Here is a 22542-nt window from a genome sequence, read left to right on the forward strand (position 1 = left end):
CTGGTGTTCGCTACGGCATAATTGGTCTGGGTGATTCAAATTACGACACATATTGTGAAGCAGCGAAAAATATTGATTTTATTTTAGAAGATATGGGGGCTATTCGTTTAGGAGATCGTTTAGAAATAGATATTACAAAACATCCTATTCCTGAGGACTATGTTTTAGAGTGGATCCCTCGTTGGATTGAAGATCTCAACGAATTTACAGAAGAATAATTTAAAAGTTACCCACAGCCCACTGTTAATAGATCATTTATAAGTATGTTGTTAGATATGTTTAACCATTGGGTAAACCTGTGGTTAATTCTGCTTGTGTATAAGTGGCCAATCTATCCCAAAGATAACAGCAGAAAGATCCATTATTACACACACACTAAGATCCGTTATAAGATCCTGATCTTTATATTTTAACCATGGTTTTACACAGAAAGTCGTTTGCTTAATAAGTATAGTAATAAAAGATCTTTAAAGATCTATATATAATACTAATACTATTGATTTGATCTTATCTTAGTGTTCAGTCTTTCCTTTAACTCAGAAAAGAGTAAAATCCCCCTGTCTTTTTTAACTTCTAGTTTTGGAATATTGATGAATTACCACGAACATTTTGATGTCATTGTTATTGGCGGTGGTCACGCTGGTACAGAAGCAGCTGCAGCTTCTGCTCGTATGGGAATGAACACACTTTTACTTACCCATAATATTGAAACATTAGGTCAAATGTCATGTAACCCTGCAATTGGGGGGATTGGTAAGGGTCACTTAGTTAAAGAAATTGATGCTTTGGGCGGTTTAATGGCCGATGCAATTGATAAGGCTGGTATTCAATTTAGAACGCTTAACTCGAGTAAAGGTCCGGCCGTTAGAGCTACACGGGCACAAGCAGATCGAATTTTATACAAAGCTGCAATCAGAGAAAAACTAGAAAATCAGGAAAATTTAAAGATATTTCAGCAGGAAGTTGAAGATCTTATCGTTACAAATGATAGAGTTACAGGAGCTGTAACTAAAATGGGCGTTAAGTTTACAGCTAAAACAGTTGTGCTAACGGTTGGTACTTTTTTAAATGGTTTAATTCATATTGGTTTAAAAAATTACAGCGGCGGTAGAGCAGGAGATCCGGCTTCAATTGGTTTAGCTGAGCGTTTAAAAGCCCTTCCGTTACGTATGGGCAGATTAAAAACGGGTACGCCTGCCCGCATTGATGCGCGCAGCATTGATTTTTCTGTATTAGAAATGCAACACGGGGATAATCCGACCCCCCTGTTTTCGTTTTTGGGTAACCGTAGCGAACATCCTAGACAGATCCCTTGTTATATAACTCATACCAATGAAAAAACCCACGATATTATTCGTAAAAATTTAGATAGAAGTCCTATGTATACGGGATTAATAGATGGTGTTGGCCCGCGTTACTGCCCTTCTATTGAAGATAAAATAATGCGTTTCGCTGATAAAAACTCACATCAGATATTTGTTGAACCGGAAGGTTTAACAACTAACGAAGTTTATCCGAACGGTATATCAACAAGCTTGCCTTTTGACGTTCAAATAGATTTTATTCGTTCTATGAAAGGTTTTGAAAATGCCTTTGTAACCCGTCCTGGTTACGCAATTGAATATGATTATTTTGATCCACGCGATCTAAAATCCACCTTAGAAAGTAAATATATAGACGGGTTGTTTTTTGCAGGACAAATCAACGGCACAACGGGTTATGAAGAAGCTGCTGCACAAGGTTTATTAGCCGGAATAAATGCAGCTTTGATGGTTCAGGATAAAGAGGGCTGGTGCCCTAGACGAGATCAAGCTTATTTAGGTGTTCTGGTTGATGATCTCACCACGCTGGGTACAAAAGAGCCGTACCGCATGTTTACCAGCCGTGCTGAATACCGCTTATTATTACGTGAAGATAATGCCGATTCGCGTCTAACTGAAAAAGGTAGAGAACTCGGTCTTGTTGATGATATCCGTTGGAAAGCATTTAGTGAAAAACAGGAATCGATTGAAATTGAACTGCAACGTTTAAAAAGTAAATGGGTTAATCCAACATCGATTAATGCGGATCAAATTAATTCTTTGTTAAAAAATCCAATGCAGAAAGAAAGTACGCTTGAAGCTATGATCCGCCGTCCAGAAGTGACATATGGCGGGTTAATGTCTGTTGATGGTTTAGGACCTGCAATAGAAAATATTCAGGCCGCAGATCAAGTTGAAATAACCATAAAATATCAAGGTTATATTGATCGTCAATTAGATGAAATTGAAAAATTAAAACGCCATGAAAATACTTTGTTAGCTAATAATATTGATTATTCAGCCATTAAAGGTTTATCAAATGAAGTAGTCGCTAAATTAAATGATACAAAGCCTGAAAATATAGGGCAAGCCTCTCGAATTTCAGGCATAACGCCGGCTGCTATCTCTATTTTATTAGTTCATTTGAAGAAAAGTGGTTTAAGACGTAAGGTTTTATAAAATGGATTTGTTAGAACAATTACAAATAATGATTGATAAAACGGAACTTGAAATTTCTGCTCCTCAAAAAAAACAGTTAGTACAGTTAGTTGAGTTACTGAACAAGTGGAATAAAGCTTACAATCTCACTTCAGTAAGAGATCCGAAGCAAATGCTTGTCAAACATATAATGGACAGTATAGTTGTCTCCCCGCATCTTCAAGGTGAGCGTTTTATTGATGTTGGAACGGGGCCCGGACTACCTGGATTACCCTTAGCAATATTGAACCCTGATAAGCAGTTTGTATTATTAGACAGTTTAGGGAAACGTCTACGATTTATCCGCCAAGCTATTTTGGAGTTGGGATTAAAAAACGTAACCGCAGTGCAGAGCCGAGTAGAAGAGTATCAGCCAGAGCATAAATTTGATGTTGTTCTGAGTCGTGCTTTTGCTTCGCTTCAGGATATGCTGTTTTGGTGTAAACATTTACCAAACGAACACGGTCATTTTTTAGCACTTAAAGGTCAGTTACCTAAACAGGAAATTGTTAATTTAGACAAAGATTTTAAATTTATTGAGTCTATTCCTTTAAACGTTCCATGCCTTGAAGGTGAACGTTGTCTGGTGAAAGTGAAGCGTATTTAACTATTGGTATTAATAACTTAATTTATAAGTAGGTTTTTGTGGGTAAAATAATAGCAATCGCAAACCAGAAAGGTGGAGTGGGTAAGACAACTACATGCGTGAACTTAGCAGCTTCTATGGCAGCAACAAAACGCAAGGTATTGGTGATTGATTTAGATCCACAAGGTAATGCAACCATGGGCAGTGGTATTGATAAGTATGAAGTTGCTCATACATCCTACGATCTATTGATTGAAGAATTACCGTTAGATAAAGTTGTCGAAACAGCAACCTCAGCTGGTTATGATATTGTTGCCGCTAATAGTGATGTGACCGCTGCTGAAGTTAAATTAATGACGCTTTTCTCGCGCGAAACGCGTTTACGCAGCGCATTAAAAGATCACAAAGATAAATATGATTACATATTTATAGACTGCCCTCCTTCATTAAATATGTTAACTATCAATGCGATGACAGCGGCTGATTCTGTTTTAGTACCTATGCAGTGTGAATATTATGCATTGGAAGGATTAACCGCCTTGATTGATACCATCAGTAAATTAGCTTCTGTTATTAATTCAGATCTTAAGATCGAAGGTATTCTGCGTACTATGTACGATCCGCGCAATCGCCTCTCTACCGATGTATCAGATCAACTTAAAAAACATTTTGGTGAAAAAATATATAGGACTATTATTCCGCGTAATATCCGTCTCGCAGAAGCACCAAGCTTCGGCACTCCCGTTATCTACTACGATAAAACATCTACCGGGGCTAAAGCATATTTAGCACTAGCGGGTGAGATGCTACGTCGAGAAGAGCAACGCCAAGAAACCAGCCTAGAAACCGTTTAAATAGGAATTTTCATGTTAGGTAAAAAAAGAGGTTTGGGTAAAGGACTGGATTCCTTACTAAGCAGTAGCACTGTGAACCGTAATAAGCAGGTGTCACATGATTTTAACGCGGAAAGAACCCAACAGCTAGTTGATGAAGCTAAAGGTGCTTTGATGGACATTGATATTGAGTGTTTGCATGGAGGTAAATATCAACCTAGGCGGGATATGTCATCAGAAGCTTTGGATGAATTAGCTAGCTCAATTCATGCGCAAGGTATTATTCAACCGATAGTTGTTCGGGAAACCGGTCATCAAAAATATGAAATTATTGCCGGTGAAAGACGCTGGCGTGCAGCTAAAATTGTAGGCTTAGCAAGTGTTCCTTGTTTGATTAAAAATGTTGAAGATGATGCTGCTATTGCAATTGCACTCATTGAAAATATTCAACGTGAAAATTTAAATGCAATGGAAGAAGCTATTGCATTTAAACGTCTTTTAGAAGAGTTTAATCTGACCCACAGCGAAGTCGCGAAAGCGGTTGGTAAATCACGCACCACTGTGAGTAATCTATTACGTTTAAATAATTTAAATGATGATGTTAAACTGTTATTAGAGCACGGTGATATTGAAATGGGCCATGCACGCGCACTGCTAAGTTGTAATGAAAGTGTGCAATCAGATCTTGCCAAAGTAGTGGTTGCAAAAGCATTAACGGTTCGTGAAACAGAACGTCTAGTAAAAAAAGCAGTAAACCCCAAGCCAGTCAAAGAAACTCCCCCTCCTTGTGCTAAAGAGGAACAGATAATTAATACCCTGAAGGATAAATTTGGATTAGCGGTAATGGCTAAAACAGGTAAGAAAGGTGCAGGTAAACTGATTATTGATTACAAAACACTCGCTGATTTTGATCTCTTAATTTCGATGATTGAAGAAATCTGAGCGTTTTTAAAAAGTGTAAATTTAAACTTTCTGACTCCCCTCAAAACGCTGTTATTTAACAATAGATAAAGTGGTTGTTTTAAGGGGAAGTTTAAATATTTCCTCTATATACCCAAGCTACTTCAAGATGTTAAATGCAAGCATTTAACATCTACCGAGAGAGGATTAACACTGTTAATCGCTCGAAAGGTCAGCATATTATGCATTGTTCTATAATCCGGGTGAAGATCTGAATCTTTAAGTGGTTTGGGTATAGCTGTCTGCACTGATAAGTAAACAACAGATATTGTTAACAGTTTTTTTGCTACTGCCTGTAATTATTTTTATATTGTTCTAGCTCACATTTTTTGTGGTAGTTAATACATAAACTTCTTTATTGTATCTGTCTCTGCAGAATTGTATCTGTCTCTGCAGAGATCCTTGCTTTCAAATATCAGATAAAATAATTAAACTGTTAACCCGCAAAATAAGCTATCTTTTATCAGCGATAATAGATAATAAATTTGCAATATAGTTGGTTTTATATGTTGATAAATGGCTTGAAAAACAACCTGCAAAGCTGGAAATAAATTACATTCTTTTGGTGGTTTGAGTGGGTTTTATTGTATTAATTAACCTAGATCAATAATAATCCCTACTTTTCTTGTGCTTTTATTACGCGAGGTGTAATTTGTTTTCAAGATTGTCTAATAACAAATTAATCTTTCGTAAAAACGTTGTTTTGTTATTATTATGCTAACTTATCCACTCATTGCGAGTGCTCTATATTGCATTGATTGGCTTTGTCGGTATACTTTGCGCAATATTTTTAATCTGTGTCATAGAAGTTGTTAATAAAAAACATCTTATTTGCTACAGACCGAAAAATAAAAGGAAATCATAATGGTCGATAAACTAGCAGTTAAAAGTCAGAGAGCAGGGCTAAATTTAGTACGCTTTCAATTTTTGCTGGTGCTTCTACTTGCACTGATTTTATCAGTTGTTTTTTCTGCTAAGCTTGGTTATTCAGCTTTGGCCGGAGGAGTGACTTTTGTGCTTCCTAATTTTATTTTTGTTTTAATGGCTTTTGCTCATGCTGGTGCTAGTAAATCAAAACTGGTAGTTAGGGGGTTTTTCGCTGGAGAGGCGATAAAGCTCATTCTTACTGTAATTCTCTTTACTGTGTTTTTGAAATATGGCGCATTGTCATTAACTGCATTTTATATTTCTTTTTCACTATTAGTGATTTCTCAGTGGTTAGCGCCTTTCTTTTTTAACTACAACAGTAGGATGAAACATGGCTGATCATAGTGGAGCTCAAACATCATCTGAGTATATTCAACATCATTTAACAAACCTTACCTGGAGTGTTGATGGTGGCTGGAATGTACACGATGCTGGTTTTTGGACTTTTCACGTCGATTCCCTATTCTTTTCAATAGGGCTCGGTGTGCTCTTCCTATGGCTGTTCCGTAGTGTCGCTAAAAATGCAACAACAGGTGTACCTGGAAAACTACAATGCTTTATAGAAATAGTGGTCGATTTTGTTGATCAAAATGTAAAAGATACTTTTCATGGCAAAAATGCCATGATAGCACCTTTAGCATTAACTATTTTTGTGTGGGTTTTCTTAATGAATCTGATGGATTTATTACCAGTTGATCTTTTGCCTCACGCTGCACAGGCAGTTGGAATACCTTATCTTAAAGTTGTACCTACAACTGATTTAAACGTAACACTGGGTATGTCGCTTAGTGTCTTCGCTTTAATTATTTTTTATAGCATCAAAGTTAAAGGTGTCGGTGGATTCGTTAAAGAATTAACGATGCAACCATTTAACCACCCTGTTTTTATTCCCGTTAACTTAGTCCTTGAATTGGTGACGCTTTTAGCTAAACCTGTTTCACTTGGATTACGTTTGTTCGGAAATTTGTATGCAGGCGAATTAATCTTTATTTTGATCGCTTTATTGGGCATGTGGCAATTACCATTACATTTTGTATGGGCCATATTCCATATTTTAATTATTGTTCTTCAAGCCTTTATTTTTATGATGCTGACAATTGTTTATCTCAGCATGGCACATGAAGATCATTAATTAATTAGGTATAACGTTATTTTTGCTTTTATAAGCAGTTACTTTTAAAAATTTAAAACACTATATTTTATTTGGAGAATTTCATGGAAACAGTATTAGGTTTTACTGCAATCGCTGTTGCAATTTTGATTGGTCTTGGCGCAGCTGGTACTGCAATAGGTTTTGGTATCTTAGGTGGTAAATTCCTAGAGGGTGCTGCTCGTCAACCTGAAATGGCACCTATGCTACAAGTTAAAATGTTTATCGTTGCTGGTCTTATCGATGCAATTGCAATGATTGGTGTTGGTATTGCATTATTCTTCACTTTTGCAAACCCATTCCTAAGTCAACTTGCGGGCTAATAACGGATCCTAATTAACTGAATTATTGAGGAGCTGTTATGAATATAAACGCAACCTTACTAGGCCAAGCTATCGCTTTTGCGGTATTTGTTTGGTTCTGCATGAAGTATGTGTGGCCACCTCTTCTTGGCGCTATCGAAGAGCGTCAAAAGAAAATTTCTGATGGTTTAACACAAGCGGAACGTGCAGGAAAAGATCTTGAGTTAGCAAAAGCGAAAGCAACTGAAAAGTTGAAAGAAGCTAAAGTACAAGCAGCTGAGATTATTGAACAGGCTAACAAACGCCGAGCTCAAATTGTTGAAAAAGCAAAAACTGAAGGTCAAGTTGAGCGTGAGAAAATCATAGCTCAAGGTGAAACTGAAGTTGAAGCCGAACGCAATCGTGCTCGTGAAGAGTTACGCCAACAAGTATCTGCCCTTGCTATTGCAGGTGCTGAAAAAATTATTAAGCGTTCTATCGATAAAGAAGCGAACAGCGATATTATTGATAAATTGGTTGCTGAATTATAAGGAGCGAGCTTATGTCTGAATTGACTACCGTAGCTCGTCCTTATGCGAGAGCTGCTTTTGAATTTGCTGTTGATAATAACAAGATTGATGCTTGGTCTGAAATGTTGTTTTTTACCGCTGAAGTTGTTAAAAATCCGACAATGGTAAAAATATTAACAAGTGATAAAGCTGCACAAGAGCTAGCCAAACTATTTATTAATGTTTGTGAAAGCCAACTCGATGAGAATGGTCAGAACTTGATTAAAATAATGGCTGAAAATGGACGTTTGAGTGTTTTACCTCGCGTTGCACAACTTTTCGCTGAATTAGAAGATGAGCATAAAAAACAGATAGACATTACTGTCGTTTCTGCTTATGCGCTCTCTAAAAAGCAAAAAGATGAATTGTGCAAATCGTTAGAAAAACGTCTCGCACGAAAAGTAAATCTAAATTGTAGTATTGATAAAGCCCTGATTACCGGAATGGTAATTACTGCGGGTGAATTAGTGATCGATAGCACAGCTAAAGGTCAACTAGTTCGTTTATCTAATGCTTTACAATCTTAATGGGAAATTGGCATGCAACTGAATTCCACTGAAATTAGCGACCTTATCAAGCAACGAATTGGAAAATTTGAAGCGGTAAGTGAAGCGCGTAACGAAGGTACAATCGTTTCTGTTAGCGATGGTATTCTTCGTATTAATGGCCTTGCTGAATGTATGCAGGGTGAGATGATTGAATTACCAAATGGTAGTTTTGCGATGGCACTTAACCTTGAGCGTGACTCTGTAGGTGCTGTTGTTATGGGGCCTTACAGTGATCTTAAAGAAGGTCAAAAGGTTAAATCAACCGGACGTATTCTTGAAGTGCCAGTTGGTAAAGGTCTGTTAGGTCGTGTTGTAGATACTATGGGTGAACCTATTGATGGAAAAGGACCGATTGAAAATGACGGTTTTTCTCCAATTGAAGTAATCGCACCCGGCGTAATCGAGCGTAAATCAGTTGATCAAGCAGTGCAAACTGGCTGGAAATCAATCGATTCAATGGTTCCAATCGGTCGTGGTCAGCGTGAATTAATCATCGGTGACCGTCAAGTAGGTAAAACTGCTATTGCAATCGATGCAATCATTAACCAGAAAGAAACGGGTTTATACTCAATCTACGTTGCGATTGGCCAAAAGGCATCAACAATTGCAAACGTGGTAAGTAAACTTGAAGAACATGGTGCGCTTAAGAACACTATTGTTGTTGTTGCATCTGCTTCTGAAACTGCTGCGCTGCAATACCTTGCTCCATATGCTGGGTGTTCAATGGGTGAATATTTCCGTGACCGCGGTGAAGATGCGCTGATTGTTTATGATGATCTGTCTAAACAAGCGGTAGCTTACCGTCAAATATCACTGCTGCTTAAGCGTCCACCTGGTCGTGAAGCCTACCCTGGTGACGTTTTTTATCTTCATTCACGTCTTCTGGAACGTGCATCTCGTGTAAGTGCAAACTACGTTGAGAAATTCACTAAAGGTGCTGTGAAAGGTAAAACGGGTTCATTAACTGCGTTACCTATCATTGAAACACAAGCGGGCGATGTATCAGCATTCGTTCCTACTAACGTAATTTCTATTACAGATGGTCAGATTTTCTTAACCACTGAACTGTTTAACAACGGCGTTCGTCCAGCGGTAGATCCGGGTGTTTCTGTATCTCGTGTTGGTGGTGCTGCGCAGTCTAAAGTGATTAAAAAGCTAGCTGGCGGTATCCGTACGGCACTCGCTCAATACCGTGAATTAGCTGCCTTTGCACAGTTTGCTTCAGATCTTGATGAAGCAACGCGCAAACAACTTGATCATGGTAAAAAAGTAACTGAATTAATGAAGCAAAAACAATATGCTCCAATGTCAGTTGTTGAACAGGCGCTGTCACTGTTTTCAGCAGAGAAAGGTTATCTAACTGATATTGATGTTGATAAAGTATTAAGCTTTGAATCATCGCTAATCTCTTATGCTAAAACTGAGCATGCTGAGTTCTGTGCTCAAATTAATGAAACCGGTGATTACAGCAAAGAAATTGAAGGTCAATTCAAGTCAATATTGGAAACTTTCAAAGCGACGCAAACCTGGTAATTAGTTAACTACTTAGGTGGTTGATTAATCATTAATTAGGAGCTAAAGAATGGCCGGCGATAAAGAAATTAGAAATAAGATCGCGAGTGTTAAAAACACTCAAAAAATTACTGGTGCCATGGAAATGGTTGCAGCATCAAAAATGCGTCGTGCGCAACAGCGTATGTCCAGCAGTCTTGGTTATGCTCAAACTATGCGCAAAGTGATTGGTCATATCGCAGTTGGTAATTTGGAATATCATCATGCTTATCTTGAAGAAAGAGAGATAAGTCGTGTTGGTTATATTGTTATTTCAAGTGATCGTGGTTTATGTGGTGGTTTAAATGTTAACTTGTTTAAACCCGTTATTGCAGCAATGAAACAACACTCTGAAACAGGTGTTGGGGTTGATTTCGCGGTAATAGGTTCTAAAGCGACCACATTCTTCAACGGATTAGGTGCTAACGTAATTGCGCAAACCTCTGGTTTGGGTGATTCACCATCAGTTAATGATTTAATTGGTTCAGTGAAAATTATGTTAGATGCGTATGATGAAGGTAAGCTGGATCGTTTGTATATAGTAAACAATAAATTCATTAATACCATGGTGCAAGAGCCAAGAATCAGTCAATTATTACCTTTGCCTAAACCAAAAAGTGATAAAGAAGTTGCTTCTGATCGCTGGGATTACATCTACGAAGGTGAACCAAAAGATATTTTGGATGCATTATTAATTCGTTATGTGGAATCTCAAGTGTATCAAGGTGTTGTTGAGAACTTAGCGTGTGAACAAGTTTCTCGAATGGTTGCAATGAAAGCTGCAACAGATAATGCCAATGACTTGATTGATGACTTACAACTTGTTGCCAATAAAGCACGGCAAACAGCAATTACTCAGGAACTTTCTGAGATTTGTGCGGGTGCTTCTGCGGTATAAGCAGATTAATAAATTTAAGAATTTAAAGGATCAGAGATGAGTACAGGTAAAATCGTTCAGATTATCGGTGCTGTTGTGGATGTTGAATTCCCACAAGAAACTGTACCGAGTATATACAGTGCATTGATCGTGACTGCAAAGAATCTAACAATGGAAGTACAGCAACAAATTGGTGGCGGCGTTGTTCGTTGTATCGCCATGGGTGCTTCTGATGGTTTAAGTCGTGGTTTAGAAGTTACTGATACGGGCAATCCAATTACAGTACCTGTTGGTACGGCTACATTAGGCCGTATCATGAATGTATTGGGTGAGCCTATTGATGAGTGTGGCGAAATCGGTGCAACAGAGCATTACGGTATTCACCGCACCGCCCCTTCTTATGAAGAGCAATCAGCATCTTTCGCGCCATTAGAGGTTGGTATTAAAGTTATAGACTTAATATGCCCATTCTCTAAAGGTGGTAAAATCGGCCTATTCGGCGGAGCTGGTGTTGGTAAAACAGTAAACATGATGGAACTTATCAATAATATCGCATTAAAACATTCAGGTTTGTCTGTTTTTGCGGGTGTTGGTGAGCGTACTCGTGAAGGTAACGATTTCTACTTTGAAATGCAGGAAGCGGGTGTTGTTAACATCGAAAAACCTGAATTATCAAAAGTAGCGATGGTTTACGGTCAAATGAATGAGCCACCAGGAAACCGTTTGCGTGTAGCGCTTACCGGTTTGACTATGGCTGAGCGTTTCCGTGATGAAGGTAAAGACGTTTTACTCTTTATCGATAACATCTACCGCTACACACTAGCAGGAACTGAAGTATCAGCTCTACTAGGGCGTATGCCTTCAGCTGTTGGTTACCAACCAACACTTGCTGAAGAGATGGGACTGCTTCAAGAGCGTATCACGTCAACTAAGACGGGTTCTATTACGTCAGTCCAAGCGGTATACGTACCTGCCGATGACTTAACAGATCCGGCTCCTGCGACAACCTTTGCTCACTTAGATGCAACGATTGTATTATCTCGTAATATCGCATCGCTAGGTCTATACCCAGCGGTAGATCCACTTGATTCTACTTCTCGCCAACTTGATCCGTTAATTGTTGGTCAAGAGCATTATGATATTGCCCGTGGCGTGCAAGGTATGTTGCAACGTTACAAAGAACTTAAAGATATCATTGCCATTTTAGGTATGGATGAGCTTTCTGAAGAAGATAAGTTAGTGGTGTCTCGTGCACGTAAAGTTGAGCGCTTTTTAACTCAGCCTTTCCAAGTTGCGGAAGTGTTCACTGGCATGAAAGGTGTTTATGTATCACTTAAAGACACATTAGCTGGCTTTAGTGGTCTGTTAAACGGTGATTATGATGATATTCCTGAACAGGCGTTCCTTTATGTTGGCGCTATAGAAGAAGCGGTAGAAAAAGCGAAAGGCTTATAATAACCGGAGGTTACTATGACTAAAGCTATGACTACACATTTGGATGTTGTAAGTGCTGAAAAGTGTCTTTTTTCTGGGCGCGTTTCTCATTTACAGGTATCAGGTCAAGAGGGTGAGCTGGGCATTATGCCTGGACATACACCGCTCTTAACTCCAATTAAACCAGGTATGGTTCGTTGGATAAAACAGCATGGTGATGAAGAAGTTATTTATATCTCTGGGGGATTTATTGAAGTCCAACCAGGTGGTGTAACCGTGCTTGCTGATACAGCTATTCGAGGTGTCGATCTTGATAAAGCGAAAGCGGAAGAAGCTAAGCGTGCAGCTGAAGATAAAATGTCTAATCCGAGTAAGGATATTGATTATGCTCTTGTTACTGCTCAACTGGCACAAGCGATAGCACAACTGCGCGTTATTAAGTTAACTCGTAAGTGATATTTTAACCTTCTGTTAAAAAAGGCGACCTATTGGTCGCCTTTTTTATTTTACTTTTAACTCAAGCAGGGTATGGCCAAGACCAATATCATCGGTACGTTTAGCCACATCAAAACCTGCAGCTTCAACAATCTCTAAAAAGTCTTCACTGCGGTAAAAACGGCTATTACCATTGGCTAAACAGGTGAAGTACAAAGAGGTTGCGTTAAGACTTAATGTTGCAGCATCGTAACGTTGTGCATCCCAAAAAAGTTCAAGAATATAAACGCGGGCATTAATATCCATCGCCTTGCGCACGCGTTGTAAAATACTCAGTATTTCCATTGGCGAAAAACAATCCAGGAATTGGCTCATCCACCAAGCATCTGCGCCTGTTGGTAAAGGCAATGATTTATCTAGCATATTGGTTGGATAACCTTTAATACGCTCGGCAAACCCTTGCTCTTTAGCATTTTTCATTGCCATTTCAATCTGCTGAGGAAGATCGATAATCGTCATCTCAACATCTTTGTCGTAATGACAGCATTGCAGTGACCATTTACCCGTATTACCGCCTATATCAAAAATATGTTTGGGTTTATGGGCAAATACTTTTTCTAATAAAACAGGAAATGAGCGATCTGAATAGAAATGATCAAAGTTAAACCAGCTCTCTTTGGCTTTTGCTGGTAAACGAGAGAGTCCTTCATAAATAGTTGGCCAATCGCCTAGCTCTTTTAAACCCGCGGGTGTGCCCTCTTTAATTGCTTCTGTTAGATGCATCATAGCTGCGTAACAAACATCAGCAGTAAAATCTAAGTTAGCGCGCGTCATACCGTCATGTAATAAAAAATAACCTAACTTGGCGATAATATAATTTGGGCTTATCCAGGTAACAATATGTGCACTTAATGCCATATCTAATAATACTTTAACGCCATATTCAGAGATACCTGAGCGTTCACTAATCTGTGTTGCATTGAGACCCTTATCTCCAGCTGCATCTAATACTGCTAAAATATCTAAATCACGTAAAGTGCGTGCGGTATGAAATGTGATAGGTGCAAAAGCCAGTTTTTGCGCTTCAGTTTTTGCTTCAAGAGCCGTAAACGGGTCATTTGTATAATCAGTCATTGAGTAACCTGTATAATGTAATATGGCAAATGGTGATATAGCGTTCGATAGATGATCTGTCCTTTATGCATAACAAGACATCCTGTTTTATCTAAAAATATAATCATTATTGCTGTTGATGTGTGAATGTTGTTATTAAAGTTTTATTGCCGTAGAGGAACATGGACGATACCGATTGAAAATAAGATCCATATTTAAGTCGGCAAGACTAACATCTTAATAATGAAAATAAAGCGATAATAGAAATAATAAATCTGTTTGTTTGATAGATAACAATAATCAATAGATTGCTATCAAAATAAGTAAACAGTATCCGCTGAGACTGTTAAAATAGCTCCTCTGAATCAGGGTAAATAGAGAATCACAATAGTGTTATCTGCTTGTAAAAAAGATATAAAAATAAGATATTAAATGGATTTTGTTAATTTCAACATCGTAAAATGGTTTGCACTTTGTCCTGCTATTGCAGATCAAAAAGGATGGACTGTATTGGCCGAAAAACACCCTTTATGTTTAGGTGTGCTCAATGAATCCCCTGTTGATCTTATTCCACCTATGATGCGCCGTCGCATGAGTTATTTAAGTAAACTTGCAGTGCAGACGGCGATCCGTTTATCTGCGGGAACTGATATCGATTATATTGTTTTTGCCAGCCGCCATGGCGAGTTAAGCAGAACAGTTAAACTGATCGAAGATATTCTTGGCGGCAACGGCGCGTCACCCATTATTTTCTCGCAATCCGTGCATAATACAGCCGCGGGTTTATTTACTATAGCGACTAAGCAAGCCGTGCCAGTCTGCTCTTTGGCTGCCGGTGAAAATAGTTTACATAGCGCACTTATCGAAGCAAGTTGTTATTTGCAGGAGAACCCCGCAGATAAAGTGTTGCTGGTTAATTTTGATGAACCCCTACCGGAACCTTACCAGGAATTTGAACAGCAAGCGTATCAAGGTTTTGCGCTGGGTTTGTTACTGACCTCTGGTGACCAATTGCAACTAAAATCAATACAGCAGGGGCAATTAAGCGAAAACACCGTTCCCCAGGCTTTTAGTTGTATCGATTATCTGCTCAGTGACAATAAATCCGTTTCTATTAGCAGTAAAAAAAGCCGCTGGATATGGGAAAAAAACAGGTGAATATCAAGCAGAAAATAAATAAGAAATGGCGAATATTTGCGACTGGTTTTTGTTTTCTTCTTTTTGGAATTGGCGGGCTGGCTTTAACTTTTATTGTCTTTCCGCTGTTAACTTTTTCCTTAAAAAACGATAAAAGCCGTGAAACAAAGGTTCAAAAAATAATTCAGCGCTCTTTTTATCTGTTTTGCGAAACAATGCGCATTACTGGGGTTATCGATTATAAATTTGTGGGTGCTGAAAAATTAAAAAAGGATAAAAATTGTTTAATCGTAGCCAACCACCCCAGTCTGATTGATTATGTGTTAATTACCTCTCGCTTAGGGCAGTGCGATTGTCTGGTAAAAGAGGCCATATGGCACAACCCTTTTATGAGAGGAGTGGTAAAGTCTGCCGGATATATCCCTAATAAAGATCCTGAATCTTTGCTCGAAGAGTGTTCATCCCGGCTAGATAGCGGGAATGTATTACTTATATTTCCGGAAGGAACCCGAACAACACCGGGCAAAAAATCATCTTTACAGAGAGGCGCTGCGCAAATTGCGATTAAAACAGAAACCGATCTCCGTGTGGTGCATATTACAGTAACGCCCTCATTTTTAACAAAAGAGAAAAAATGGTATCAAGTGCCGGATAGTTTGCCTTTTTTCCATATAGAGGTGAAAGAAAAAATTGCAGTAGAGCCCTTTATGGATAAAAACAGATCGGCCTCAATTGCGGTTAGAAAATTAAATAAGCACTTATCCAAGGTGCTCTTATCATCACAATAATCACTACAACCTTAAATCATTAAGCAGGTATTCATGGAACAGTTACACACAGAATTAAAAAAATTAATTATTGACGCACTTTATCTTGAAGATATAAGCGTTGATGATATTGAAGCAGATGCACCACTTTTTGGAGAGGGGTTAGGTTTGGATTCAATTGATGCTTTAGAATTAGGTTTAGCGATTAAAAAAAAATACAATGTTGTTATTGATGCTGATGATACACAAACGCGCGACCATTTTGCATCGGTTGCAAACTTAGCAAAATATATTTCAGCAAGTAAGGTTTCATAATATGACTGAATTAAATAGAGATGATATTTTCAAACAGGTCCAAGATGCATTGGTTGAGTTGTTTGAGCTTGATGCTGCTGATATTCAGCCTGAAACACAACTTTATCAGGAGCTTGATTTAGATAGTTTAGATGCGGTTGATTTAGTTGTTCATTTACAAAAACTGACAGGCAAAAAAATAAAACCGGAAGAGTTTAAAATGGTGCGCAGTGTTGATGATGTGATTAACTCGGTTGCCCAATTGTTGCAGGAAAAATAGACGATGAAATTGCTGACACTGTTGTCGGCAATTGTTTTATTAGCTTACCCATTTGCTGTCTATTATGGCTTAAATCAGTGGGGAGTTGGAACGGTTGCTGGGGTGATCGGCGTATTATTTGTTTTGCGTATAATCGGCGGTAATAAAACCCGTTTACGTGAATTAAAATATATCGCCTGGATTAGTGGTGCAATGGGGATTGTGTTGACGTTACTTGCACTGTTTTTTAAAGATACCCGTTGGTTTACCTACTACCCGGTGATTATCAATCTGTTGATGTTGACACTGTTTGCATCTAGTTTGTATCAAAAAGAGACTATGGTTGAGCGCTTTGCCCGCCTGCAAGATCCTGAGTTACCTGATTATGCCATTGGCTATACGCGCACGGTTACGAAAGTATGGTGCGTGTTTTTTGTCGCTAACGGCACACTATCCCTGATAACCTGTTTTATGCCGATTGCTATTTGGACTTTATATAATGGATTACTCAGCTACCTGTTGGCGGGTTGCCTGTTTGCTTGTGAGTTTATGGTGCGTATCTATGTTAAAAAACAAAATTTAAAAGAAAATAGCAATGATCTTTAGCTCTCTAAAAAATGTTTTGCTTAGCGAACGCTCTGCTCAAAAAACGGTTTCTTTTTCGCATGAAAAAACGCTTTGCTGGTCGCAATTTTTAGCGGATATAAAAGCATTAACTATTAAGCTTAACGACTTTCATAAACCTCGTTTGGCTATCTGCTGTGATGACAGTTACCTCTTCTGCGTGGCCTTTTTTGCGGCTGTTTATGCCGATAAAAAGATTGTTTTACCCGGTAATTACCAACCGGCAATGTTGCTCTCTTTATCTGACCATTTTGACGCTATTATTCATGATGGGCTGGTTGCTGATGACTTTACAAAAGAGCAGCTAATACTTCCTTTGACAGACAAACAGCAGCTAACTGATTTTAAGTTTTGTGAGTTAGATTTAGCGAAAATTGAGATCACACTATTCACTTCCGGCTCAAGTGGTTTACCTAAAGCTATCAATAAATCACTGCTTATGCTCGATACTGAAATTGTTCAACTTGAGGCACTATGGGGTGATCTGCTTGGCGACTCAAATATTGTCAGTACCGTCTCTCATCAACATATCTACGGACTTTTGTTTCGTGTGTTGTGGCCGTTATGTGCAGGGAGATCTTTTGCTCGTAATGATTTAGTTTATCCTGAGCAGATTCTTACCAGTGCTAATAATAGCTGCACCTTAATCAGTAGCCCGGCTTTACTAAAGCGTCTGCCCGAAGATAGTCATGGTGCTTCCTATGCGGCAGTTTTTTCATCTGGCGGTCCGTTAAATAGAGCGAGTGCGAAGCAGTGTAATACCTTATTTAACCATTACCCATTTGAAGTTTTTGGCAGCACAGAAACGGGTGGTATTGGCTACCGTCAACAATCGCATGCGGCAATGCCCTGGACCTTTTTTTCGGGGATATTTTCACAACTTGCCGAAGATAACTGTTTAAGCCTGCGCTCTCCTTGGATAGATGAAAAATCCTGGTATCAAACTAGCGATCAATGTGATCTATTAGAAAACAATCAATTTATTTTAAAGGGACGCGTTGACAGGATAGTTAAAATCGAAGAAAAGCGGATCTCCTTAGTTGAAGTTGAGCAACGGCTCAATCAGCTTGAATGGATAGATGAAAGTGCAGTATTGTTATTTGATGAGACTCACCGCCTCACTTTGGGCGCCGTTATCACACTTAGCGAACAAGGTAAAAAGAGCATGCAAGCGGTTGGTAAAGGCAAGTTTTGGATAAAACTTCGTCAGGCCCTGCGTTTGTGGCTTGAGCCTGTTGGCATTCCCAGGCACTATCGCGTTGTCTCTGAACTCCCTGTAAATACGCAGGGCAAACTTTTACACAGTGAAATAGCACAATTGTTTAAAAAACAAAAAGTAAGTAAAAAAAGCGGAGCAGATAATGTCACAACGTAAAGCCACTATTCTTGAGCAGAAGTTATCCGCCAACAAGGCTATTTTAACCTTACAAGTTGATCCTGAACTTATCTATTTTGAAGGTCATTTTCCGCACTACCCCCTGCTTCCTGGCGTGACACAAATAGATTGGGCTATTTTTTATGGTAAAAAACTGCTCAATGCAGGCGGACATTTTGCGGGAATGGAAGCGATTAAATTCCAAGAGCCCATTTTACCAAAGAGTGTTATTTTGCTCACCCTGACTTGGGATGTAGAGAAACAAAAACTGCATTTTTCCTACAGTTCACAAACGGGTCAGCACGCTTCCGGACGCATTAAATTATTTGTAAATAAGCAGATGCCATTATGAATAATTTCAACCCCTGCTTTTTAATCCCCTGTTATAACCATGGGCAGGCGTTAACGGCTGTTGTTAAGTCATTATCTGCTGATTATGATTATCCTGTGATCATTGTTGATGACGGCAGTGATCTTGTTACTAAAGAAGTGGTTGGTCGACTTAACGACCTAGCGACAGTGGTTACCCTAAGCGAAAATCAGGGCAAAGGCGGCGCGGTTATCGCCGGTATTAAAGCCGCATTCAAGCTCGGATTCACTCATGCTGTGCAGATAGATGCCGACGGTCAGCATGATCTCTCTGCGCTGCCTAAGTTAATAAAAGAATCGCAAACACATCCAAGTGCATTAATATCCGGTCGTCCTATTTATGATGAAAGCGTGCCTAAAGGGCGTTTATACGGCCGTTATATTACTCATTTCTGGGTGTGGGTCGAAACCCTCTCTTTTTCAGTGAAAGACAGCATGTGCGGTTTCCGCTGCTATCCGATTAAAGCCACTCTGGATATTGTCGAACAACAAAAAATTGGTTTGCGAATGGATTTTGATATCGAAATAATGGTTAAACTCTACTGGGATGATTGTGAGGTGCGTTTTATAGAAACGCGCGTGAACTACCCAGATGACGGTGTTTCCCATTTTGATGCTCTTTGGGATAACGTAAAAATAAGCAAGATGCACAGCCGTCTTTCTTTCGGCATGTTAATGCGCGTACCCAAATTATTAACCCGCTCTAAGCGTATGTCATTAAAGAATAAACACTGGTCAAAGCGGCAAGAACAGGGCAGTTATTACGGAATGAAAATTCTGCTGAGTATCTATTCGTTGTTTGGGCGAAGAGTATTTAGCGTGCTGTTAAAAATCGTTATGCTTTATTACCTAGTCGCGGCGAAAGAGATCCGTTACGCTTCGTCAGAATATTTACAGAAGGTGAAGCAATATGCTGATAAAAGAGGGCAAAGTCTGCCTGAAAAGCTAACTGTTTATGAGCATCTCAACTCTTTCGGGCAAACCATGCTGGATAAGTTGGCTGCCTGGAAAGGTGATTTTTCAACAGATAACCTAACAGTTCACGGTATTGAATATGTTGAACCATTGATTAAATCTCAGCGAGGTATTGTTATTATCGGTTCACATCTCGGTAATTTAGAACTGTGCCGTGCGCTAAGCGATAAATATGTTGATTTGAAAATCAATGCCTTAGTTTTTACCGAACATGCAGCCCGCTTTAATGCGTTAATGAAAGCGGTCAACCCTAAATCAGATCTCAATATTATTCAGGTAAATAAACTCGGCCCGGAAACAGCCATAATGCTCGATCAGAAAATTGAGCAAGGCGAGTGGGTGGTGATTGTGGGCGACAGGACCTCTGCAAGCGTTGAGCAGCGCGCTATTTGGGTTGACTTTCTTGGCCACCCGGCACCCTTCCCGCAAGGCCCATTTTTATTGGCGTCTATTTTAAAAGCGCCTGTCTATCTGCTTTTTGGTCTGCGTGATGAAGGTAAAAAAGAGCCCCATTTTGATGTTTATTTTGAACCTTTTAGTGAACAGATACTATTGCCAAGAGGCAGGCGAGAGTTGGCTTTACAAGCTGTGGTTGAAGCATATGCAAAACGGTTAGCGTTTTACACAATGAAAGCCCCGTTGCAGTGGTATAACTTTTTTAATTTTTGGCAGTTAAGCAAAAAACATGATGATAAGTAAACTTTACTTAAAAGTAAGTGCTCTTTTTTCTCATATATCCGTTATATGAAGTATGTCAGGGTTAGATAAAAGCCCTCTATTCAATAAAAGTGGTATAACTTTTTAATTTTGGCAGTTAAGCAAAAAACATGATGATAAGTAAACTTTACTTAAAAGTAAGTGCTCTTTTTTCTCATATATCCGTTATATGAAGTATGTCAGGGATCAGATAAAAGCCCTCTATTCAATAAAAGTGGTATAACTTTATAATTTTTGGCAGTTAAGCAAAAAACATGATGATAAGTAAACTTTACTTAAAAGTAAGTGCTCTTTTTGCTCATATGTCCGTTATATGAAGTATGTCAGGGATTAGATAAAAGCCCTCTATTCAATAAAAGTGGTATAACTTTATAATTTTTGGCAGTTAAGCAAAAAACATGATGATAAATAAATTTCACTTAAAGTAAGTGCTCTTTTGTTTTGCTCATATGTCCGTTATATGAAGTATGTCAGGGATTAGATAAAAGCCCTCTATTCAATAAAAGTGGTATAACTTTTTGATTTCTTGAAGTTAAGTGGAAACAGTAAAAAGACGTGATTTTTTAATTTTGGGTTAAATGGAAAACAGATGAATAATAAACAACAAAAGATAACCTTTGGTAATGGACGTTTAACCATTGAAGATATTGTCAATATTTCCGATGGTGCTGGCGCGCAGATGAATAGCAGCCCTGAATTTACCGCGAAGATTGACCGAGGGGTAGCATTTTTAGAGCGCCTGTTAAAAGAAGATGGTGTTATTTACGGCGTAACAACAGGTTACGGCGACTCTTGTACCGTTGCGATACCAGCAGATTTGGTTTCTGAACTGCCGCTGCATCTAACCCGTTTTCATGGTTGCGGTCTGGGTGATAACTTAACCGAGAAACAATCTAAAGCAGTGTTAGCCACCCGCTTGTGCTCTTTGTCACAAGGTGTTTCCGGTGTAACGCACGATCTGCTCAAGCAAATAATAATGCTGATTAATAATGATATTTCCCCGCGTATTCCGGAAGAGGGATCGGTTGGTGCAAGCGGCGATTTAACTCCCTTGTCTTATCTTGCAGCTGTGTTAATTGGTGAGCGTGAAGTTATCTATAAAGGTCAGATTCGTCCAACTGCAGATGTTTTTGCCGAGCTCAATATCAAACCTATAGTACTTCAGCCCAAAGAGGGGCTGGCATTAATGAACGGTACTGCTGTAATGACCGCCCTTGCCTGCCTAGCGTTTAAACGCGCGGAGTATCTGGCCAAACTCACGACAAAGATTACCGCTATGGTTTCAGTTGCCATGCACGGTAATGATTTCCATTTTGATGAAGCGCTGTTTGCGGTAAAACCTCATGCAGGACAGCAGCAGATTGCAGCCTGGTTGCGCGCCGATTTACAAGCCGCCCGTCCGCCACGCAATAGTGACCGTTTACAAGATCGTTATTCGCTGCGCTGTGCACCGCATGTTATAGGTGTGCTGCAGGACACCTTGCCGTGGCTGCGCTCTATGATTGAAAATGAACTTAACAGCGCCAATGATAATCCTATTATTGATGGTGATAATGAACGCGTATTACATGGCGGTCATTTCTACGGCGGTCATATTGCGATGGCAATGGATACTCTGAAGGTGGCTGTTGCTAACCTTGCCGATCTGCTGGACAGGCAGATGGCGCAGTTGATGGATTACAAGTTTAATAACGGTCTGCCATTTAATTTAACGGGTGCGCAAGGGGCGCGAAAACCTATTAATCACGGTTTTAAAGCGGTGCAGATTGGTGTTTCTGCATGGACGGCTGAAGCATTAAAACACACTATGCCGGCCAGTGTGTTCTCACGCTCAACAGAGTGCCATAACCAAGATAAAGTGAGTATGGGCACCATTGCCTCGCGTGACTGTTTGCGTGTGTTAGTGCTTACTGAACAAGTTGCTTCCGCCTCATTATTGGCTGCAACACAGGCGTTAGTTATCCGTAAACGCGATAACGAGTTGGATGAAACGCATTTCAGTGAAGGTCTGAAAATAATGACAGAGGCGGTATTAAGTGAGTTTACGCCCGTTGATGAAGATCGCCCGTTAGAAGCTGATTTACGTCACTTTATGAAATTAATTCAAACGCAGCATTGGCCGCTGTATTAAGTTTCGGAGGTATTAATGATCGACAGAAAGATTGACTTAAGTGCTGAAATTACCTTGTTGACCTTATATCAGGATGCAGATTTTATGAGTGAGTGTTATCAATGATGGACAGAAATATTGAGCTAACTGCTG

General features: G+C 39.2%; 24 protein-coding genes. 23 read left to right on the forward strand and 1 reads right to left on the reverse strand.

Features of this window, described 5'->3' with window-relative positions; all coding sequences use genetic code 11:
* From ACJAT7_RS02425 to ACJAT7_RS02490, 14 genes are all read left to right on the forward strand, one after another.
* On the forward strand, positions 1-218 hold a 218-nt coding region (locus ACJAT7_RS02425), incomplete at its 5' end, for a flavodoxin domain-containing protein (RefSeq protein ID WP_415225202.1).
* Positions 219-590: 372 nt separating this feature from the next.
* Positions 591-2480, forward strand: coding sequence for a tRNA uridine-5-carboxymethylaminomethyl(34) synthesis enzyme MnmG (mnmG, locus tag ACJAT7_RS02430; protein ID WP_415225203.1), 1890 nt, complete (start codon positions 591-593; stop codon positions 2478-2480).
* Between the two features lies 1 nt (position 2481).
* Positions 2482-3105, forward strand: coding sequence for a 16S rRNA (guanine(527)-N(7))-methyltransferase RsmG (rsmG, locus tag ACJAT7_RS02435; protein ID WP_415225204.1), 624 nt, complete (start codon positions 2482-2484; stop codon positions 3103-3105).
* A gap of 38 nt (positions 3106-3143) precedes the next feature.
* Positions 3144-3938, forward strand: coding sequence for a ParA family protein (locus ACJAT7_RS02440; protein WP_415225205.1), 795 nt, complete (start codon positions 3144-3146; stop codon positions 3936-3938).
* A 12-nt stretch (positions 3939-3950) separates the two neighbouring features.
* Complete coding sequence (locus ACJAT7_RS02445; RefSeq protein ID WP_415225206.1) at positions 3951-4859, forward strand: ParB/RepB/Spo0J family partition protein; 909 nt, start codon at positions 3951-3953, stop codon at positions 4857-4859.
* An 882-nt stretch (positions 4860-5741) separates the two neighbouring features.
* The gene (locus ACJAT7_RS02450; protein WP_415225207.1) at positions 5742-6143 is read left to right on the forward strand and encodes an ATP synthase subunit I; all 402 of its coding nucleotides are present in this window, start codon (positions 5742-5744) and stop codon (positions 6141-6143) included.
* Positions 6136-6936, forward strand: coding sequence for a F0F1 ATP synthase subunit A (gene atpB / locus ACJAT7_RS02455; protein WP_415225208.1), 801 nt, complete (start codon positions 6136-6138; stop codon positions 6934-6936). The genes ACJAT7_RS02450 and atpB overlap by 8 nt, the downstream gene beginning before the upstream one ends.
* Positions 6937-7019: 83 nt before the next feature.
* The gene (gene atpE / locus ACJAT7_RS02460; protein ID WP_415225209.1) at positions 7020-7277 is read left to right on the forward strand and encodes a F0F1 ATP synthase subunit C; all 258 of its coding nucleotides are present in this window, start codon (positions 7020-7022) and stop codon (positions 7275-7277) included.
* Between the two features lie 38 nt (positions 7278-7315).
* On the forward strand, positions 7316-7786 hold the full coding sequence (gene atpF, locus ACJAT7_RS02465; protein ID WP_415225210.1) for a F0F1 ATP synthase subunit B: 471 nt from the start codon (positions 7316-7318) through the stop codon (positions 7784-7786).
* A gap of 11 nt (positions 7787-7797) precedes the next feature.
* Positions 7798-8331 (forward strand): F0F1 ATP synthase subunit delta, encoded by a 534-nt coding sequence (gene atpH / locus ACJAT7_RS02470; RefSeq protein WP_415225211.1) that lies wholly within the window; start codon positions 7798-7800, stop codon positions 8329-8331.
* 12 nt (positions 8332-8343) lie between these two features.
* Positions 8344-9885 carry a F0F1 ATP synthase subunit alpha gene (atpA, locus tag ACJAT7_RS02475; protein WP_415225212.1) on the forward strand — a complete coding sequence of 514 codons (1542 nt, stop codon included), beginning with the start codon at positions 8344-8346 and terminating at the stop codon, positions 9883-9885.
* Between the two features lie 49 nt (positions 9886-9934).
* Positions 9935-10801: a F0F1 ATP synthase subunit gamma gene (gene atpG, locus ACJAT7_RS02480; RefSeq protein ID WP_415225213.1), complete on the forward strand. Its 867-nt coding sequence runs from the start codon at positions 9935-9937 to the stop codon at positions 10799-10801.
* A 36-nt stretch (positions 10802-10837) separates the two neighbouring features.
* Positions 10838-12235 carry a F0F1 ATP synthase subunit beta gene (gene atpD, locus ACJAT7_RS02485; protein ID WP_415225214.1) on the forward strand — a complete coding sequence of 466 codons (1398 nt, stop codon included), beginning with the start codon at positions 10838-10840 and terminating at the stop codon, positions 12233-12235.
* 15 nt (positions 12236-12250) lie between these two features.
* Complete coding sequence (locus ACJAT7_RS02490; RefSeq protein WP_415225215.1) at positions 12251-12670, forward strand: F0F1 ATP synthase subunit epsilon; 420 nt, start codon at positions 12251-12253, stop codon at positions 12668-12670.
* Between the two features lie 45 nt (positions 12671-12715).
* Here ACJAT7_RS02490 and ACJAT7_RS02495 read toward each other — a convergent pair whose 3' ends face one another.
* On the reverse strand, positions 12716-13783 hold the full coding sequence (locus ACJAT7_RS02495) for a methyltransferase (RefSeq protein ID WP_415225216.1): 1068 nt from the start codon (positions 13781-13783) through the stop codon (positions 12716-12718).
* Positions 13784-14194: 411 nt separating this feature from the next.
* Between ACJAT7_RS02495 and ACJAT7_RS02500 the strand changes: the two genes are divergently transcribed.
* From ACJAT7_RS02500 to ACJAT7_RS02540, 9 genes are all read left to right on the forward strand, one after another.
* Positions 14195-14920 carry a beta-ketoacyl synthase chain length factor gene (locus tag ACJAT7_RS02500; protein ID WP_415225217.1) on the forward strand — a complete coding sequence of 242 codons (726 nt, stop codon included), beginning with the start codon at positions 14195-14197 and terminating at the stop codon, positions 14918-14920.
* The gene (locus tag ACJAT7_RS02505) at positions 14902-15687 is read left to right on the forward strand and encodes a lysophospholipid acyltransferase family protein (RefSeq protein ID WP_415225218.1); all 786 of its coding nucleotides are present in this window, start codon (positions 14902-14904) and stop codon (positions 15685-15687) included. The genes ACJAT7_RS02500 and ACJAT7_RS02505 overlap by 19 nt, the downstream gene beginning before the upstream one ends.
* A 33-nt stretch (positions 15688-15720) precedes the next feature.
* A complete protein-coding gene (locus tag ACJAT7_RS02510; RefSeq protein WP_415225219.1) occupies positions 15721-15981 on the forward strand; it encodes a phosphopantetheine-binding protein in 261 nt (86 codons plus the stop codon).
* A gap of 1 nt (position 15982) precedes the next feature.
* A complete protein-coding gene (locus tag ACJAT7_RS02515; protein ID WP_415225220.1) occupies positions 15983-16240 on the forward strand; it encodes an acyl carrier protein in 258 nt (85 codons plus the stop codon).
* 3 nt (positions 16241-16243) lie between these two features.
* The gene (locus ACJAT7_RS02520; protein ID WP_415225221.1) at positions 16244-16825 is read left to right on the forward strand and encodes a septation protein IspZ; all 582 of its coding nucleotides are present in this window, start codon (positions 16244-16246) and stop codon (positions 16823-16825) included.
* Entirely contained in the window at positions 16815-18218 is a 1404-nt protein-coding gene (locus tag ACJAT7_RS02525) for an AMP-binding protein (RefSeq protein ID WP_415225222.1), read from the forward strand. The genes ACJAT7_RS02520 and ACJAT7_RS02525 overlap by 11 nt, the downstream gene beginning before the upstream one ends.
* Positions 18205-18570 (forward strand): 3-hydroxyacyl-ACP dehydratase, encoded by a 366-nt coding sequence (locus ACJAT7_RS02530; protein ID WP_415225223.1) that lies wholly within the window; start codon positions 18205-18207, stop codon positions 18568-18570. Before ACJAT7_RS02525 ends, ACJAT7_RS02530 begins: the two co-directional genes overlap by 14 nt.
* On the forward strand, positions 18567-20261 hold the full coding sequence (locus tag ACJAT7_RS02535; RefSeq protein ID WP_415225224.1) for a glycosyltransferase family 2 protein: 1695 nt from the start codon (positions 18567-18569) through the stop codon (positions 20259-20261). Before ACJAT7_RS02530 ends, ACJAT7_RS02535 begins: the two co-directional genes overlap by 4 nt.
* 607 nt (positions 20262-20868) lie before the next feature.
* Positions 20869-22410, forward strand: coding sequence for an HAL/PAL/TAL family ammonia-lyase (locus tag ACJAT7_RS02540; protein ID WP_415225225.1), 1542 nt, complete (start codon positions 20869-20871; stop codon positions 22408-22410).
* The last annotated feature ends 132 nt before the right edge of the window (positions 22411-22542 follow it).

It is taken from the genome of Psychromonas sp. (genome assembly GCF_047632995.1).
In the GTDB taxonomy this organism is placed as follows: Bacteria; Pseudomonadota; Gammaproteobacteria; order Enterobacterales; family Psychromonadaceae; genus Psychromonas.